At 37.2% G+C, this 17,835-nt stretch carries 13 protein-coding genes, 2 pseudogenes and 1 riboswitch; of the genes and pseudogenes, 10 read left to right on the forward strand and 5 right to left on the reverse strand.

Going from position 1 to position 17,835, the window contains the following annotated elements; genetic code table 11:
- Position 1: 1 nt before the first annotated feature.
- Entirely contained in the window at positions 2-460 is a 459-nt protein-coding gene (locus ACFQ18_RS04315) for a DinB family protein (protein ID WP_145523602.1), read from the reverse strand.
- Between the two features lie 152 nt (positions 461-612).
- Positions 613-1,365, reverse strand: coding sequence for an oxygen-insensitive NADPH nitroreductase (nfsA, locus tag ACFQ18_RS04320; RefSeq protein WP_047185981.1), 753 nt, complete (start codon positions 1,363-1,365; stop codon positions 613-615).
- Positions 1,366-1,544: 179 nt separating this feature from the next.
- Positions 1,545-1,755: riboswitch (cobalamin riboswitch) on the forward strand.
- A gap of 168 nt (positions 1,756-1,923) precedes the next feature.
- Here nfsA and ACFQ18_RS04325 point away from each other — a divergent pair.
- From ACFQ18_RS04325 to prpB, 4 genes are all read left to right on the forward strand, one after another.
- Positions 1,924-2,163, forward strand: coding sequence for a hypothetical protein (locus tag ACFQ18_RS04325; protein ID WP_146232143.1), 240 nt, complete (start codon positions 1,924-1,926; stop codon positions 2,161-2,163).
- The gene (gene mmgD / locus ACFQ18_RS04330; RefSeq protein ID WP_145543032.1) at positions 2,147-3,250 is read left to right on the forward strand and encodes a citrate synthase; all 1,104 of its coding nucleotides are present in this window, start codon (positions 2,147-2,149) and stop codon (positions 3,248-3,250) included. The genes ACFQ18_RS04325 and mmgD overlap by 17 nt, the downstream gene beginning before the upstream one ends.
- A 93-nt stretch (positions 3,251-3,343) precedes the next feature.
- Positions 3,344-4,777, forward strand: coding sequence for a bifunctional 2-methylcitrate dehydratase/aconitate hydratase (locus ACFQ18_RS04335; protein WP_204797709.1), 1,434 nt, complete (start codon positions 3,344-3,346; stop codon positions 4,775-4,777).
- Between the two features lie 106 nt (positions 4,778-4,883).
- Positions 4,884-5,789: a methylisocitrate lyase gene (gene prpB / locus ACFQ18_RS04340; RefSeq protein WP_204797708.1), complete on the forward strand. Its 906-nt coding sequence runs from the start codon at positions 4,884-4,886 to the stop codon at positions 5,787-5,789.
- Between the two features lie 535 nt (positions 5,790-6,324).
- On the opposite strand, the gene ACFQ18_RS04345 is transcribed toward prpB, so the two are convergent.
- Positions 6,325-7,521, reverse strand: coding sequence for an ROK family transcriptional regulator (locus ACFQ18_RS04345; protein ID WP_204797707.1), 1,197 nt, complete (start codon positions 7,519-7,521; stop codon positions 6,325-6,327).
- A 264-nt stretch (positions 7,522-7,785) separates the two neighbouring features.
- On the opposite strand from ACFQ18_RS04345, the gene xylA reads away from it, so the two are divergent.
- From xylA to ACFQ18_RS04375, 6 genes and pseudogenes are all read left to right on the forward strand, one after another.
- Entirely contained in the window at positions 7,786-9,111 is a 1,326-nt protein-coding gene (gene xylA / locus ACFQ18_RS04350; protein WP_204797706.1) for a xylose isomerase, read from the forward strand.
- A 29-nt stretch (positions 9,112-9,140) separates the two neighbouring features.
- A complete protein-coding gene (gene xylB / locus ACFQ18_RS04355) occupies positions 9,141-10,640 on the forward strand; it encodes a xylulokinase (RefSeq protein ID WP_204797705.1) in 1,500 nt (499 codons plus the stop codon).
- A 91-nt stretch (positions 10,641-10,731) separates the two neighbouring features.
- Positions 10,732-12,174 carry a D-xylose transporter XylE gene (gene xylE / locus ACFQ18_RS04360; protein WP_204797704.1) on the forward strand — a complete coding sequence of 481 codons (1,443 nt, stop codon included), beginning with the start codon at positions 10,732-10,734 and terminating at the stop codon, positions 12,172-12,174.
- An 82-nt stretch (positions 12,175-12,256) separates the two neighbouring features.
- A pseudogene (locus ACFQ18_RS04365) lies at positions 12,257-13,279 on the forward strand (aldose epimerase family protein).
- Between the two features lie 173 nt (positions 13,280-13,452).
- Positions 13,453-14,820, forward strand: coding sequence for an FAD-dependent oxidoreductase (locus ACFQ18_RS04370; protein WP_204797703.1), 1,368 nt, complete (start codon positions 13,453-13,455; stop codon positions 14,818-14,820).
- 164 nt (positions 14,821-14,984) lie between these two features.
- Positions 14,985-15,788 (forward strand): arginase family protein, encoded by an 804-nt coding sequence (locus ACFQ18_RS04375; protein ID WP_047185987.1) that lies wholly within the window; start codon positions 14,985-14,987, stop codon positions 15,786-15,788.
- 170 nt (positions 15,789-15,958) lie between these two features.
- On the opposite strand, the gene ACFQ18_RS04380 is transcribed toward ACFQ18_RS04375, so the two are convergent.
- Both ACFQ18_RS04380 and ACFQ18_RS04385 read right to left on the reverse strand, forming a co-directional pair.
- The gene (locus ACFQ18_RS04380) at positions 15,959-17,062 is read right to left on the reverse strand and encodes a 5-methyltetrahydropteroyltriglutamate--homocysteine S-methyltransferase (protein ID WP_060667675.1); all 1,104 of its coding nucleotides are present in this window, start codon (positions 17,060-17,062) and stop codon (positions 15,959-15,961) included.
- A gap of 215 nt (positions 17,063-17,277) precedes the next feature.
- A pseudogene (locus ACFQ18_RS04385) lies at positions 17,278-17,757 on the reverse strand (cyclase family protein); the annotation flags it as partial.
- Positions 17,758-17,835 lie beyond the last annotated feature (78 nt).

The following is a 17,835-nucleotide window of genomic DNA, read 5'->3' on the forward strand; positions in this document are numbered from 1 at the left end:
CTTACTTTACTTTAGTAGCTTCAACAACTCGCTTCAATGATTGAATTTGACCTAAATGCATTGCCTCATGGAAAGCCCCCGTTGCAGCCAATTCTCCATAAGTCTCATTACCTAGGAATCTCTTTGGGAGTTTTTGATTAAATGCTTCGCTAGGAATCTCTTTAATACGTACCAGTTGCTCGTTTAATTGCTCGATTAAGGTTTCTACTTTAGGAATATCACCTGTCCAGTCATCTGGTTTTGTACTAGGTCCAAAAATTTCGTTATAATTTGCTGGAATCTTTTCCTGACCTTTGAAGAAAAAGTGCTCGGTTACGACCAGGATATGACCGACTTGCCAATGAATATTGTTGTTGAATCCTTCTGGAACAATTTCTAAAACTTCGGACGAAATACCTTCTAACGCTTGTGATAAAGCTTTTCTTGTTCTAGCAAATTGACCTTTAACTAGTTCGCTCATATAATAACCTCCAAATAATTAAGTGGCTTATATATAATGTATCGAATTTTCAGATATAAGTCTAATCATATGGAGTCAGGGGGACAGGTTGCAAGTGCCGAAAGTTATGATAGTCAAAGTAGTGGTGATTGGGACAAGAGATTTACCCCTAATTATGGCAAATTAAAGCCTTTGCTTTTCATATATTCTCGCATATGGGTTCTTCTTTTATTTCTCATGAAATCGGCCATCGTTTCAGTCCAGCCTATATTTTTATTATTACTAGCTCTAGACTGATAATAATCGCTTATTGTTTGATCGTATTCCTCCAGTATATCTTCATATTTTTCCTCATGGTATGTATTCTCATGAAGAATAGCATCTACAGGGAGTCGAGGTTTTACGTCGTTGATGATGGAGGGTGTGCCTAAACATAATCCAAATAAAGGGAATACTTTATCCGGTAATCCGACAATTTCCCCGATTTGCTTCGGATTATTTCGCACGCCGCCAATATAACAACCACCATAACCAAGTGATTCTGCAGCAACGATAATATTTTGTGCCATTAAAGCTGTGTCAATGGTAGTGACAAGAAAGTTTTCAAGATTATCATGCTCCATTGCTACTCCATGTTTCATACAAGCATGTTCCAATCGTTTTAAATCACCACAAAATAAAAGAAATTCCGAAGCTTCTTTCACATGCTGATTCCTTGAGTATTCGGCAATTTTCTCCCTTTTTTCTAGGTCTGTAATACGAATGATGGAATATGCTTGAACAAAGTTAGAGGAAGAAGCGCTTTGTCCCGCGCGGATCATTTCTAACAAATGTTGCTTTGGTATAGGTGCTGAAGTATATTGGCGAACAGAGACGTGACTATTCATTGTGTTCATCGTTTCCGTTAATGCATCTTTAGGGTTCATTTCGACATCGCTCCTTATCTATTAATTAATTTAAGGCAATTATAGTATAGAGGTGCTAGTATTACAAAATACCCGAAACAGATAATAACAAGAGGAGTCCGTTATTCTGGCCCCTTGGAATATACAAAATTTATGTAATTATTGAAATATTAAAGCGGAGATGTTATACTTGGACTAATTTAATAGGTTTAGGAATAGGTGCAATAAAATATTCTTTTGAACAACCTTTTTTATTGCTTAAAAGGGAAATCGGTTAAACTCCGATGCTGTCCCGCAACTGTATATGGGAGCGATTCGACTACATACCACTGTTTTCATTCGTATGAAAATGGGAAGGTTCGAAAAGTGATGACCATGAGCCAGGAGACCTGCCTATTCTAGCAACATCCCAACCTACGAGGATAGGAGGTGTTAGATGCGACTGGGTTGACATGATAGCCATTGTTATCATGCTTCATCTTAATCTGCTTTTTATGTGTTTATGCATGCTAACAACTTCTATAGGGAGTTGTTTTTTTGTTTTCTGAAATAAAATCGGAACACATGGAGGAAAACCCAATGTATGGGACCGTTAGTTATTTTATTAAAAGGTTAAAGGAAATCATGATGAATAATTTAGTTGTTGATCAAGCATCTACATTGCAAGTGTGTTATTCACAAATAAAACAAGAGATTCGTGCTTACGCAGAAAATAAAGAGAAAGAGGAGGCTTATTTACTTAACTTTGAAAGGGCTTTCGACAATGTGCGAAAAGATTTACTAGGACAAGAGGAGGAGTTTGATGAAAACAAATATTGACTTTGTTCCAGGCCTTGAAGGGGTTATTGCAGCAGAAACAGCGATTTCTTTGCTTGATACAGAACAAGAAAAAATCATCTTAAGAGGCTATGATCTTATTGAATTGTCGCAGCAATATGATTATTTGGATGTTGCGCATCTGCTTTTAGAAGGTAAATTACCTAATTCAGAAGAAAAAAGTGAAATGGAAGAAAAGCTGAAGGCTGAATACCATGTTCCTACTTTTGTAAACGATGTTTTTTCTTTATTGCCTAAGCGGTTACACCCGATGGATGGATTGAGGACTGGTTTATCTATTTTAGCCGGCATTGATAAGAACATGGATGATCGTTCTATAGAAGTGAATAAAAACCGGGCCTATGAACTATTAGCAAAGCTTCCGACCATTACCGTAAATAGCTATAGAATTCTAACTAACGATGAGCCCATTTCCCCACGTAAAGACCTACCGTATAGTGCAAATTTTTTATATATGATAACAGGAAAAGTGCCATCAGAACAAGAAATGGAAATTTTTGACCGATCCCTACTTTTATATAGTGAGCACGAAATGCCAAATTCAACATTTACAGCGAGAGTCATAGCTTCCACACAATCCGACTTATACGGATCCTTAACTGGTGCAGTTGCATCACTAAAAGGGAATTTGCACGGGGGCGCGAATGAGGCTGTGATGCATATGTTGCTAGAAGCTAAAACAGTCGCTGGATTTGAAAAAATGCTAATGGATAAGTTGGAACGGAAGGAAAAGATTATGGGGTTTGGACATCGTGTATATATGAAGAAAATGGATCCAAGGGCATCTATTATGAAGGAATCTTTAAAGCAACTCTGTGAGAAAAAAGTTGATTTTTTATTGTTAGAAATGTGTGAAGCTGGAGAAAAGATAATGGAGGAAGAAAAAGGCCTATACCCTAATCTTGATTATTATGCTGCTCCAGTATATTGGATGCTTGGAATTCCAATTGCATTGTATACCCCAATCTTCTTTAGCGCACGGACAGTTGGATTATGTGCTCATGTAATCGAACAACATCAAAACAATCGACTTTTCAGGCCACGTGTACATTATATTGGCGAGCGGTAATTCGATCAACTGGGGAGTTGTGTACCGCCCGCCGATAAGTGACAGGCACTCATACTTATCATATAGAAAATTTAATAGGAAAGGAAGAGGATTTTGCTAAAAGTAAACGAACAAACGAAAACCGATCCATTATTAGAGGAAATTACGGACTATGTTCTAAACAAAGATATTACGAGTACAGAAGCTTATACAACGGCTCGTTATGTTTTGTTGGATACATTAGGAGGTGGCATTCTTGCACTCAGTTACCCAGAATGCACGAAGTTACTTGGACCTGTTGTACCTGGGACAATCGTACCACATGGAACTCGTGTGCCCGGAACATCTCATGTTCTTGATCCAGTGCAGGGGGCATTTAATATAGGAACGATGATCCGCTGGCTTGATTATAATGATACGTGGTTAGCGGCAGAATGGGGACACCCATCCGATAACTTGGGTGGCATATTGGCGGTTGCCGATTATATTAGCCAAATTCGTGTTGCTAAAGGGCAACCTCCTCTTCTTGTGGACGGTGTATTGGAAATGATGATTAAGGCTCATGAAATCCAAGGTGTGCTTGCGTTGGAAAATAGTTTAAACCGTGTGGGACTTGACCATGTTTTGTTTGTCAAAGTTGCAACGACTGCTGTTGTTACGAAAATGTTAGGTGGTGGCAGGGAGGAAATTAATAACGCATTGTCCAATGCCTGGATTGATAATTCAAGTTTACGAACGTATCGGCATGCTCCAAATACGGGTTCTCGTAAATCATGGGCTGCAGGGGATGCTACTAGTCGAGCGGTATTTTTATCCTTGTTAGCTATAAAGGGAGAAATGGGCTATCCATCCGCATTAACGGCACCAGATTGGGGATTCCAAGATGTTTTATTTAACAAACAAACCTTAACACTCGCTCGTCCGTTAGATTCCTATGTGATGGAAAATGTATTATTCAAAGTTTCCTATCCTGCTGAATTTCATGCTCAAACTGCGGCGGAAGCGGCTATCAAGTTGCATCCGAAAGTAAAAGAACGTATGAACGAGATTGATAGAATAGAAATTACAACTCATGAGTCTGCTATTCGTATTATTGACAAAAAGGGCCCTTTAAACAATCCTGCAGACCGTGATCATTGCTTGCAATATATTACGGCAATTGGACTCTTAAAAGGGGATATTACCGCAGAGGATTACGAGGATGAGGCTGCAGCAGATCCGGTCATTGATATGTTACGAGATAAAATGATAGTTACGGAAAACAAAGAATATACCAAAGATTACCTTGATCCGAATAAGCGCTCGATCGCTAATGCGGTTCAGGTTCATTTTAAAGATGGGACATCAACAGAAAAAGTGGAATGCGAGTATCCATTAGGTCACCGTTTTAGAAGAGAGGAAGCATTTCCGAAAATTATCGTGAAATTTTCCTCCAATCTATCGACACATTATACAGAAAAACAACGAAAGAAAATAGAAGAAGTGTGTTTGTATGATGATAAAATCCGTTCGATGCATGTGAATGAATTCATGGAACTATTTGTCTAATAGCAGAAAGGATAAACCTTACTCTCTGCAAGTACAATTAAGGCGTTCTCCAGCCTAATGGCGAATGCCTTAGTTTCTAATTAATCCATAAAGGAGGGCTTTATTCATGGCTTGGATAGTCGATCAACAGTCATCTCAAGTAGAATTGGCCAATCAATTTAAAGAATTAATCAATGAAGAATCTATTTTGCAAATCCCCGGGGCGCATGATGCGATGGCAGCGCTTGTTGCAAAAAATGCAGGATTTTCGGCACTTTATTTGTCGGGTGGTGCTTATACAGCGAGCAGGGGGCTTCCTGACCTTGGAATTATCACATCAACGGAAATAGCAGAAAGGGCGAGGGACCTTATTCGGGCCACGAATTTACCACTACTTGTTGATATTGATACAGGATTTGGTGGTGTTTTGAACGCCGCTCGTACGGCAAGAGAAATGGTCGAGGCGAATGTAGCCGCTGTTCAGATAGAAGATCAAAAACTCCCTAAAAAATGTGGTCACTTGAACGGAAAACAACTTGTTTCCACAGAAGAAATGGTTCAAAAAATAAGAGCAATCAAAGAAGTTGCTCCATCTTTAGTTGTTATTGCACGGACAGATGCACGTTCGGTTGAAGGTTTGGATGCAGTTATGGAAAGATCACAAGCCTATATACAAGCCGGAGCGGACGGGATTTTCCCAGAGGCGTTACAGTCGGATGAAGAATTTCGATTGGTTGCTAGAAACATAGATGCACCACTTTTGGCAAATATGACGGAGTTTGGAAAGACACCATATATCACCGCAGAAGAATTTGAAAATATGGGCTTTAACATGGTAATCTATCCAGTGACTTCATTAAGAGTGGCTGCAAAGGCTTACGAGCGGATATTTGCTTTAATTAAAGAGCAAGGCACTCAGAAACAGGGAATTTCGGATATGCAAACCAGAAAAGAATTGTATGAAACGATATCCCTCTATGACTTTGAGGAACTGGATGAAAACATTGCAAAAACACTTTTGCCAAAGGATTAACATTTCCTTTGGCGACTTGTCTTTCATCCATCCCTGGGGTAGAGTGGCTGATATCTTTGGGTTGAGTACTGATATCTCGGTTTTAGTGCAGATTTTTAGTTTGTAAAACCCTTTGGGGAAATATGGTAATGGATTCCCTAAAGGCAAATAAATAAATGTGCAACGATAAAATAAACATTATCCAGGCCAGTGTCAAAGAAGTTCTTTATAACAGCTAAGGCCTATAAATATTTCAAGTCAAAGGAAGAAATGGATTAACTATTAAAAAGGGTAGGATTTCAACAGTGGAATTCTTTGGAAATCCGAAATGGATTTTGTGTTAAAGGGATTAATAAGTGGGAGGGGGCGGATGGCGTATAGGTTGTTATTTATAAAGGTTAAGGCTTGTCGTCGGAGAAGAACCAAATATTCGATTGTTGATTGGAGAATTGTTTTTTAAAATCCAAATGCTTTAATTTTCTTTAAACCATCTCCCCATATAAAAATATGGGAAGGTGGTTGTTACCGTATGGAGAAAAACATATTTTCCATTTACCTAAACTAGCCCTGTTTCAGTAATTTTCATGTTCGATAAGAAATTCGTAATGGCAAAAGAATTTGCTCCAAGCGCGGTGGAATAGTTACCTAAAATAGAAAAGCGAATCGCTGTATTCGATTTGTGATAGAAGGAAAGCCTTTCTTCGAGGACACGTTTGATTGGATTCATAATCCAATTCTCAAATTGTGCCATGCGGTTTCCAATGATAATAACTTCTGGATTAAATGTGTTTATAATATTAATTATTCCAAATCCAATGTTTTCCCCAAGCGTATTTAATAATTGTAAAACTTTAGGGTTCCCCTTTTGTGCCTCGGTTAGTAAAAAGTCTAAATCAATTTCTACATTCTTGCTTGCTAAATCTTGTTTCTCTGCTATTTTAAATAATGCACTTTCAGAAGCATATAGTTCCCAGCATCCACGGTTTCCGCATGAGCATTTTATACCGTTGGTGTCAATAGTAAAATGTCCCATTTCCCCAGATATACCTGAGGATCCTCTGTAAAGCCGGTTGTTAATAATAATCCCTGTTCCAATTCCAATTCCGATACTTACATAAATTTGATTCGTAATATCTTTCCCAGCACCATATAATTGTTCACCGGTTGCACCGGCGTTTGCCTCATTTTCAATACTCGTTGGAATAGAAAAACGATCCTCTACTATCTTTTTTAAATCAATATTTTTCCAATTTAGGTTTGGTGCAAAAAGAATCCTTTCATGTTGATCGACTTGTCCTGGAACTCCAATACCAATCCCAATAATACCATATGGACTTTCTGGGGCCTTTTTCATTAGTGATTCAATGCTTAAAAAAATCTGATTGATTATTTCATCTATTTCTAATGTGTTTAATGTCTTCATATTTTTTTCAATAATGTCCCCATTGAAATTAGTAAGGATACCTAAGATATAGTTTACACCCAAATCTATCCCTATTGAGTAACCAGCATGCTGATTAAAATAGAGCATAACAGGTTTTCTTCCTCCACTCGATTGTCCTGAACCAATTTCATTTACAAACGATTCTTTGAGCAATTCTGAGACCATAGTTGATACGGTTGCTTTATTTAATCCGGTATCTTTTGAAATCTGTGCACGTGAAACAGGACCTTTATCTTTAATTGTATTAAATACAATGGTTTTATTGATTTGTTTAACGAGATTTTGATCCCCTGTTTTTAATAATTTCATTCCTTTTTCTCCCTTATCTAACGTTTATCCGAATAATATCACAGTAATAATTTTTTTGAAATAAAACCTTAGCTTATGTTTGACGGATAAACTAAGTTTAAGTGAGTAATCCGTTAAATTTACTATAACAATACCATCAAAAATAATGCAATTATTTTGCTGAAATATCAAATTTATTGGTTGACAACGATTACAAAGGATATTAAACTTAGTTTAAGTATTAAACAAAGTTATTGAATTGAATGATTGAAAGGGGAAAATATTATGAGTTATTTTACAAACATTGACAAAATTAAATACGAAGGACCTACTTCAAAAAATCCATTAGCTTTTAAATTTTATAATCCAGAAGAGAAAATTGGTGACAAGTCAATGGAAGAAATTTTACGTTTTGGAGTTGCATACTGGCATACTTTTACAGAGGATTTATCCGACCCATTTGGAGTGGGAACTGCAGTTCGCCCGTGGGATAAATTTACCGGAATGGATCTGGCAAAAGCTAGAGTTGAAGCTGCCTTTGAATTCTTCGAGAAGCTTCATGTTCCATATTTTTGCTTTCATGATGTGGATATTGCACCAGAAGGAAGTTCCTTAAGAGAATCAAACAAAAATTTGGATATCATCGTTTCCATGATGAAAGATTATATGAAAGATACCAAAACAAAGTTGCTTTGGAATACGGCAAATAATTTTAGTAATAAACGTTTTGTTCATGGTGGTGCTTCTTCAAATAACGCAGATGTATTCGCTTATGCTGCGGCAAAAGTGAAAAAGGGACTGGAAGTTGGGAAAGAGCTTGGTGCAGAGAACTATGTATTCTGGGGCGGACGTGAAGGATATGAAACGTTATTAAATACAGATATGAAATTAGAGTTAGACAATTTAGGTCGCTTTTTCCATATGGCAGTGGACTACGCGAAGGAAATTGGCTTTGATGCACAGTTTTTAATTGAGCCAAAACCGAAGGAACCAACAACCCATCAGTATGATTTTGACGTAGCGAGTGGTTATGCTTTTCTGCAAAACTATAATCTGCAAGATAGCTTTAAATTTAATATTGAAGCAAACCATGCTACATTAGCAGGGCATAGTTTTGAACATGAACTTCACTATGCGAGAATCCATAATATGTTAGGTTCTGTAGACGCGAATCAAGGACATCCATTACTAGGATGGGATACGGATGAGTTCCCAACTGATTTATATACAACAACGCTTGCCATGTATGAAATCCTGAAAAATGGGGGCCTTGGACGAGGGGGACTTAACTTCGATGCGAAGGTACGTCGTGGATCCTTTGAGCCAGAAGATCTATTCTATGCACATATTGCTGGAATGGACAGTTTTGCCGTTGGATTAAAGGTAGCCCAACAATTAATCGACGACAAAGTATTAGACGATATTGTTGATACTCGTTATAAGAGCTATACAGAAGGCATCGGTTTGGAAATTGTTGAAGGAAATACAGATTTTCGTAAATTGGAAGAACACGCGTTAGGTCTAACTGAAATAAAAAATGAATCTGGTAAATTAGAGAGAATTAAATCAACGATTAACCAATATTTACTGAATGCTTATTCCGGAAAATAATTGGTTTTTATCTTAGGAGATGTTGTTATATGAAATATGTCATTAGTGTCGATTTAGGAACGAGCGCCGTTAAACTTTTATTGGTAAATAAGCATGGGGATGTCGTTCAAGAGGTTTCTAAATCCTATCCACTAATACAGGAAAAGTCAAATTATAGCGAACAGAATCCAAAAGATTGGGTGGATCAGACAATTGCAGGATTGTCTGATCTAATCCAACTCTTTCATGGGGATCCAGAGGATATTGAAGGGATTAGCTTTTCAGGACAAATGCATGGTTTGGTATTGTTGGACAAAAGCTATGAAGTATTACGAAATGCTATTCTTTGGAATGATACTCGTACAACAGAGGAGTGCCGTGAGATTTATGCACGCGTTGGTAGGGAGCGCTTATTTGGTATTGCGAAAAATCCGGCCTTAGAAGGATTTACTTTACCGAAAATTCTTTGGGTGAAAAAAAATGAACCCAAGGTTTTTGACGAAGCTAGATTCTTTATATTACCTAAAGATTATGTTCGCTTCCGTTTAACTGGTGAACTTCATATGGAATATTCTGATGCAGCTGGAACACTATTACTAGATGTTAATGAGAAAAAATGGAGTACAGAACTATGTGACATACTCGATTTGGATGTAAGTATTTGCCCCCCTTTGATTGAATCACATGCGGAAGTTGGAACGATCATACCTGATATTGCCATGAAAACCGGACTATCCCCGTCCACTCGAGTATTTGCAGGTGGTGCCGATAATGCTTGCGGTGCAATTGGTGCAGGGATTTTAGAAGAAGGAAAAACGTTAGTAAGTGTTGGGACTTCTGGTGTTGTTTTAACCTATGAAAATAATGGTGATAAGGACTTTGATGGAAAAGTTCATTACTTTAACCATGCGTCCCCAAATGCCTTTTATTCCATGGGTGTTACGCTTGCAGCAGGTCATAGTTTAACATGGTTTAAGGATACATTTGCGAAGGAAGAAGATTTTGATGATGTGTTAGCTGAGTTGAACACTGTATCAGTAGGAGCAAACGGGCTGTTATTTACTCCTTATATTTCAGGGGAAAGGACCCCGCATGTAGATGCAACCATTCGGGGGAGTTTTATTGGAATGGATAGTTCCCATCAAAGAAAACACTTTGTTCGAGCTATTTTGGAAGGGATTACTTTTTCTCTGAATGAATCGGTACAAATTTTCCGTGAAAATGGAAGACAAATTGATAAGATTATCTCAATCGGTGGCGGAGCAAAAAATGAAGCATGGCTACAGATGCAGGCGGATATTTTTAATGCGGAAATTGTGAAACTTCAAAGTGAGCAAGGGCCAGGAATGGGAGCAGGGATGCTTGCTGCTGTGGGATGTGGATGGTTTGATTCGCTTAAGGATTGTGCTAGGGAATTTTTGAAAGAGGAAAAAGTATACTATCCGATTGCTAAGAATGTGGAAAAATATCAAACGTTATATCAACTATATAGGCAAGTATATTTGGCGACAATATCACTGAATAAAGGATTGCTAGAGTTTAGAGACTAGTTTTTTAATGGATTGCTATAAAGGAAAACGCTTAAATATAATAGAAGTGGGGGGAAGAGTAGAAGATTTGTACACTCTGCTCTGACAAACGATGAAAGTGAAAACTAAATCATATAATAATTCATATATTATCTCCATCACATTGATTGCAACTTTGGGAGGATTGCTATTTGGTTATGATACAGCGGTTATTTCTGGTGCTGAGAAGTCCATACAATTATATTTGATTGATAGTTTAGGGCTAAGTTCCCTTGTGCATGGATTAACTGTTTCTAGTGCATTAATTGGTTGTATTATAGGTGGTTTAATATCTGGATCCTTTTCCAATAGTATTGGAAGGAGAAATTCATTAATCATTGCTGCAATACTATTTTTCCTTTCCGCACTTGGATCAGCTTATCCGGAGTTCTTATTCTTTAATGCGGGGGAACCATCAGTTAGTTTACTAATCACATTTAATCTATATCGAATTCTTGGGGGTATCGGTGTAGGGATGGCATCTGCAATTTCTCCTACTTATATTGGTGAAATTGCACCTCAGGAGATTCGTGGTAAATTAGTTTCTTGGTATCAATTCGCTGTTATTTTCGGGCAATTGGTTGTTTATTTTGTTAACTGGGGGATTGCAAATGGGCAACCAACTGCATGGGTGAATGATATTGGTTGGAGATTTATGTTTGCCTCAGAGGCAATACCAGCATTTTTATTCTTTATTCTACTATTCTATGTTCCGGAAACGCCAAGATATTTGGTGTCCAAAAACAAAGGAGATCAAGCATTTAATATTTTATCGAAAATTAATGGCTCAAAAGAAAAGGCAAAAGTTGTTCTATCGGAAATTAATGAATCATTAAATACGGTAACATCATCTGGTAAACTTTTTTCTTACGGAAAAACAGTTATTATTGTAGGTATTTTGCTTTCTGTTTTCCAACAATTCGTTGGTATTAATGTAGCCTTGTATTATGCACCACGTATTTTTGAAAGTATGGGTGCTGGTCAAAATGCATCCATGATGCAAACTGTAATAATGGGACTGATTAATGTTATATTTACCATTATTGCGATACAAACCGTAGATAAATGGGGAAGAAAACCACTGTTAATAATTGGGTCAATCGGTATGGCTATCGGAATGTTTGGGGTTGCCTTACTTGCGCATAATGGTGCATTTGGAATATGGACATTGATTTTTATCATTTTCTACACAGCTTCCTTTATGATGTCATGGGGTCCTATCTGTTGGGTATTACTGTCCGAAATATTTCCTAATAAAATTAGAGGGCAAGCAATCGCCTTTGCAGTCGCTGCACAATGGGCAGCTAACTTTTTTATTTCATCAACGTATCCTCCGATGATTGAATTTAGTGGTCCATTAACCTATGGATTCTATGGTTTAATGAGTGTCCTTTCGGCAATCTTTGTTTGGAAGATGGTACCTGAAACAAAAGGGAAATCACTTGAACAATTAGAAAGCTTGTGGAAAAAAAGAAAGAAGGAACAAACTGGAACTAAAAATGTTAGTAATATATAAAATATAAACGATATAAAGAAAAGGACTGGTTTCCCAAGTCCTTTTCTAATTCTCCTAGATTTGTATTAGAAAGGGAGATGATATGAATATCGAAGTAAAACAATTAGGCGATAGGTGGAAGGTTTTAATACTAAAAAACGACTATGTTATGGAGGTGCATATATTAAATTTCGGTGGTATCGTACAAAGAATTATCGTTCCCGATCAACATGGAAAATTTGAAAATGTTGTCTTAGGTTATAAAAGTTATCAAGAATATAAAACGGATCCTTATTTCTTCGGTGCAATCATTGGACGGGTCGCTGGAAGAATTGAAGGAGCATGTTTTACTATTAATGGAAAAAGATACAAATTAGAAAGAAACGACTCAACCAACCACTTGCACGGTGGGGAAGGGTTTCATCGTGTTTTTTGGGACGCTGAGCCATTTGATACTTCATACGGGGTAGGTGTCAAACTTTATTATTTCAGTGAAGGTGGTGAGAATGGGTACCCTGGTAATGTGAGGGTTGTTGTAACATATGTGTTAAATAATGATACTCAGCTTGTAGTTGACTACATGGCCTACAACAGATGAAACAACCCCTTTAACATTAACAAATCATACTTATTTTAACCTGTCGGGAATTTAAAAGCTTCCATTCAGCATCATTCAGTAAGGATGAATAGTAGAAATTATATAGAACTTAATCATGAGCTAATTCCAACTGGGAAGATACTAGTAGAGAATACGACGTTTAACTTTTTGCGGGGGTGTAAACTAAAAGATGAAATCTCAGCGAATTCTTTCCAGAACTGGATAGTAGGAAATGGGTATGATCATTATTTTCTATTTAACCCTGAAGAAAAAGGGAATGTAGAGGTAACATAAAATATAAGTGGTAGAGTATTGCGAGTCGAGACTAATCAGCCTGGAATGGTCATGTACACTGGGAATAATTTAGAAGATGCTCATGAACCTTCGGAGGGGAAAACCAGAAAACATTTAGGTGTTTGCTTTGAAACCAAGGCCCCCACTTCTTTACATCATGTAGGAATTCCTTCCATCCTATTAAAAAAAGATGAAGAATATAACAAACAAACGGTCTATTCATTTCTACGATAACGAGCCAAACGGGCAGGTCCCACTGGCTCAACTTTGACATAAATGTGAAATTAATCACAAAAGCTTGTCAATTATTAATTGGGATGTTATATTACTGTTATAAGTTAATTATTTTAATTGACTTTATAATTGTGAAGTGTTGAACAATAAAGTGTACTGGAGGATGGTTTATAATGAAAGTAGCAGTTATAGGATGTACGCATGCAGGAACAGCGGCGATTAATAATATATTGAATTTATATCCCGATGCAAAAATAGATGTTTTTGAAAAAAATGATAATGTTTCCTTCTTATCTTGTGGTATTGCCCTTTATGTAGGTGGAGTAGTTAACGATCCAAACGGGCTATTTTACGCTTCTGTAGAACAATTTGAAAAACAAGGTGTACGTATGCATATGAATCATGAAGTGACATCTTGTGATATAAATAACAAACAGTTACAAGCAAGAGATATGAAAACAAATGAAACAAAAGATTATAACTATGATAAATTAATTATTACCTCTGGTTCTTGGCCTGTAACACCACCGATTTCAGGTTCTGATTTAGAAAACGTCTTATTATGTAAAAACTTCGCTCACGCCAATGAAATCATCAAACGTTCTGAATCCGTTGAAAATGTTGTCGTTGTTGGAGCGGGATACATTGGTGTTGAACTAGTGGAAGCCTTTGAACAAAATGGCAAAAACGTAACATTAATTGATAGTGAAGAAAGAATTTTAAATCGCTATTTGGATGATACTTTTACAGCACCTGTTGAAACCACATTTACCGAACGAGGCGTTGAATTAGCACTTGGACAAACTGTTTCCAAATTTGAAGGAACAAACGCTGTGGAAAAGGTAATCACGGATAAAGGTGAATACAGAGCGGATTTAGTTGTCATGTGTATTGGATTTAGACCGAATACAGAATTAGTCAAAGGTCAAATCGATATGCTAGGAAATGGTGCCATTATCGTTGATGAATATATGCAAACAAGTGTAAAAGACGTGTATGCAGCGGGGGATTGTTGTGCTGTGAATTATAATGCAACAAAACAGCCAGCTTATATCCCATTAGCAACCAATGCAGTAAGAATGGGTACGCTTGTCGCCCATAATCTTGTCACACCAGTATTAGCACATCCCGGAACACAAGGTACATCAGGTTTGAAAATATATAATCATAACATTGCGTCAACAGGTTTAACCGAAAGTGCTGCAACGTTAGCGGGATTATCTGTCGATAGTGCGTATATAGAAGATCAGTATCGTCCAGAATTTATGCCGGAAAATGCATTGATTCAATTAAAACTAGTCTACGAAATAGAAACACATCGCATTGTTGGTGCTCAAGTAATTTCTGATGCTGACTTTACCCAAGCGATTAACACAATAAGCGTTGGTATTGCAAACAACATGACCATTGAACAACTAGCATTAACTGATTTCTTTTTCCAACCTCATTATAATAAGCCAGTAAACTATTTGAATCAGGTAGCATTAGAAGCCATGGCGAAGGAAAGCAAAAAGGTTAATAAAGAAACTGTACCTGCTTAATCCGCAAATGAGCCGGAGGGGCCTATCCCTCCGGCTCATTTGAGCAATTCTAGCATTTTAAGAAGATAAAAATGTTATAATAAAACAATAGAAGTTTCCTTATTACATATTAGTCTATAAGTGAAAAAGTAAACAAAGTAAATTTAAGAAGGAGGAAAATCAAAATGGATAGTAGTGTGGCCTTATTAAATTTTGATGGGTCCTATAAAAAGCAAACATTTTATCAAACTTATCCTTATGAATGGATAGAACTTGAGTCGATGGAAAATACAAGTTTATTATGCGAAAAAGAAACGCTTAAGGATATTTCTAATAAAATAATCGGTCAAAAACGAAGCACAATCTATTTCTTAGGTAGTGGAAACTATCATTATGTGTCTCATGTATTACAATCCAATATAAAGAAACCGTACAGTTTAATTTTATTTGATCATCACACAGACACGCTTCCTAGCCCAAGCAATGACTTGATTTCTTGCGGATCCTGGGTCCTAGATTCCCTGAATACTCTCCCCATGTTAAAGAAAGTATGTATGATTGGTGTGAGTGAAGATGCTCCCAATCACATCCCCAACTCTATTCATAATAAAGTAAAATTTTTAACAGAAGACTCTCTTCAATCAAATCTTGCTATTATCATAAAATCTATTTTAAATTATATACCGACGGATTCTGTATACATTAGTATCGACAAAGATGTACTACATCCAGAAGATGCTTTAACTGGATGGGATCACGGAACGATGCGACTAAAACAAATGCTGAAAATGCTACAAGTGCTCTTCCGAAACAAAGATGTCATCGGGCTTGATATTTGTGGGGAATACCCGGTAACCCCGACGAATGAGAATCAAAGAGAAATCCGGACCATCATCGGAAAAAACAATCATACAAATGATATTCTTCTTAGATATGTTAAAAGATGGATGTATCGCAAGTCTAATTTTCAACAAATGTTGCATGCATGAATTTTTAATTGAAATTGGTTTCTGCAGCCGAAGTCCGCGCCAAGCACTACTAAGTAACTTAGCTGGATAACAGAATTTAATAGGGGTAGTCGACGAAATAGCTGACTACCCCTATTGTATAGAAAAGGAGGTATTTTATTTTATCCTAACGTTTCCTGCATGAGGATCACTTACCCCCAAATTTCTTTAGAAATATCCACAATATATTTCAGCTTCGCCCATTGTTCTTCTTCGGTTAAAATATTTCCGTGATGGGTAGAAGCGAATCCGCATTGTGGGCTAATGCATAGATTTTCTAATGGAACATATTGAGAGGCCTCTTTCACTCGTGCAATAATATTTTCCTTATCTTCCAGTTCGCCATGCTTCGATGTGAATACTCCTAAAACCACTCTTGGACCATCATTTGGAATGTATGCTAGTGGTTGGAAGTCCCCTGAACGGTCATCGTCATATTCTAGGAAAAATCCATCTACCTTTTCATTGGCAAATAAGGTTGGAGCGATTTTCGCATAACTACCTTCAAATGCCCATTTTGAACGATAATTTCCACGGCAAAGATGAGTGGTTACCGTTAAATCCTCTGGTTTATCTTCCAATACCCCATTAGCGACACGTAATGCTAGGTCAATTAATTTTTCTCTAGAATATCCGCTATCATTAAATGGAATTTCTGGTGCATTTAATCCAGCAATATATACATCATCTAATTGAAGATAACGACAACCCGCATTATAAAAGGCTCTGATCGCATCACGGTATGTTTGAATAATATCATTCGCATATTCTTCAATATCTGGATAGATTTCTAGGTTACGGATACCAGCGTTGAAAAATTGGTTTGGACTTGGAATGGTTTGTTTGGCAATTGCACGATCCCCAACAATTTCTTTAAAAAGAGAAAAGTCTTTCAAATGTGGGTGTTCCGGGTTAAAGGAAACCTTACCTACGACTCGGACATCATATCTTTCTGTTTCTTCTCCTTTAAAGGCAAACCCGCTTTCAGGAACATAGCCTTCCACCCCATTTAAATGCTCCATAAAATCTGTATGCCAAAATCTACGTCGAATTTCTCCGTCAGTAACTGCCTGTAGGCCAACCTCAATTTGCTTATCAACAGATTGTTTAATTTCTTCTGTTTCTATTTTGTATAACTCGCTAGCTGTAATATTGCCAGCTTGGAAATCCTTTCTTGCTTGATGGATTCTTTCTGGACGTAATAAACTTCCTACATGATCTGCTCTAAATGGTGCTTTTACTAGAGTTTTTGTCATTTTTATCTCTCCTTATAATTTTAAAATTTAGGCTTTATCATGCTAACAACAGCACAAGCCGCGTCCGGCTCCAGCGCCCAGCAACTAGCAAACTTCACGCTTCTCCACTACGATAAGTCAACATCGGTTCGCTTCCAGCTCACCGTGTTTCCTTTATCTCATTGCGAAGTGCTCCAGTTTGTACGTTGCTAAACGGGCGCTTACGCCTTTGTTTCTTAAGGTAAAATAGCAAAAGAACGAACTGGAAACCCGGTTGCTCTCTCAGGTTTAGGACTAATACTGAAGATAACGGAACCTTTTGCAGGTACTTTATCTAAATTTGTTAATAACTCAATTTGATACGTATCTTGTTCAAGAACATAATATTCTCCAATTAGAGAGCCGTTTTTTCGAACATCGATTGCTGCATCCGTATCAAATGTTTCGTGTCCAACTGAACTAATGTTCCTTTCTTCAAACAAAAATTGAAGTGCTGCGATTCCCCAGCCTGGTGTATGACTATTTCCTTCTGTATCTTTGTTCTCAAAAGCTTCTTTGTTCGGCCAACGTTTACTCCAATCTGTTCGGAGCGCAACAAAGGTACCTGCTTCTATCCTTCCATGCTCTTTTTCAAATTCTAAAATATCATCGACAGAAAGAACAAAATCATTATTTTCTTTTGCCTCTTTCGATTTATCAATGACTACAAGTGGTAGGGTATGTGTCAAGTTTTTCTCGGTGTGTCTTTCACACCAATATTTCCGGCACTCTATTTTTGTACACTTTTTCGGCTA

The sequence above is a fragment of the Oceanobacillus caeni genome (genome assembly GCF_042678465.1).
GTDB classification, from domain to species: domain Bacteria; phylum Bacillota; class Bacilli; order Bacillales; family Amphibacillaceae; genus Oceanobacillus; species Oceanobacillus caeni.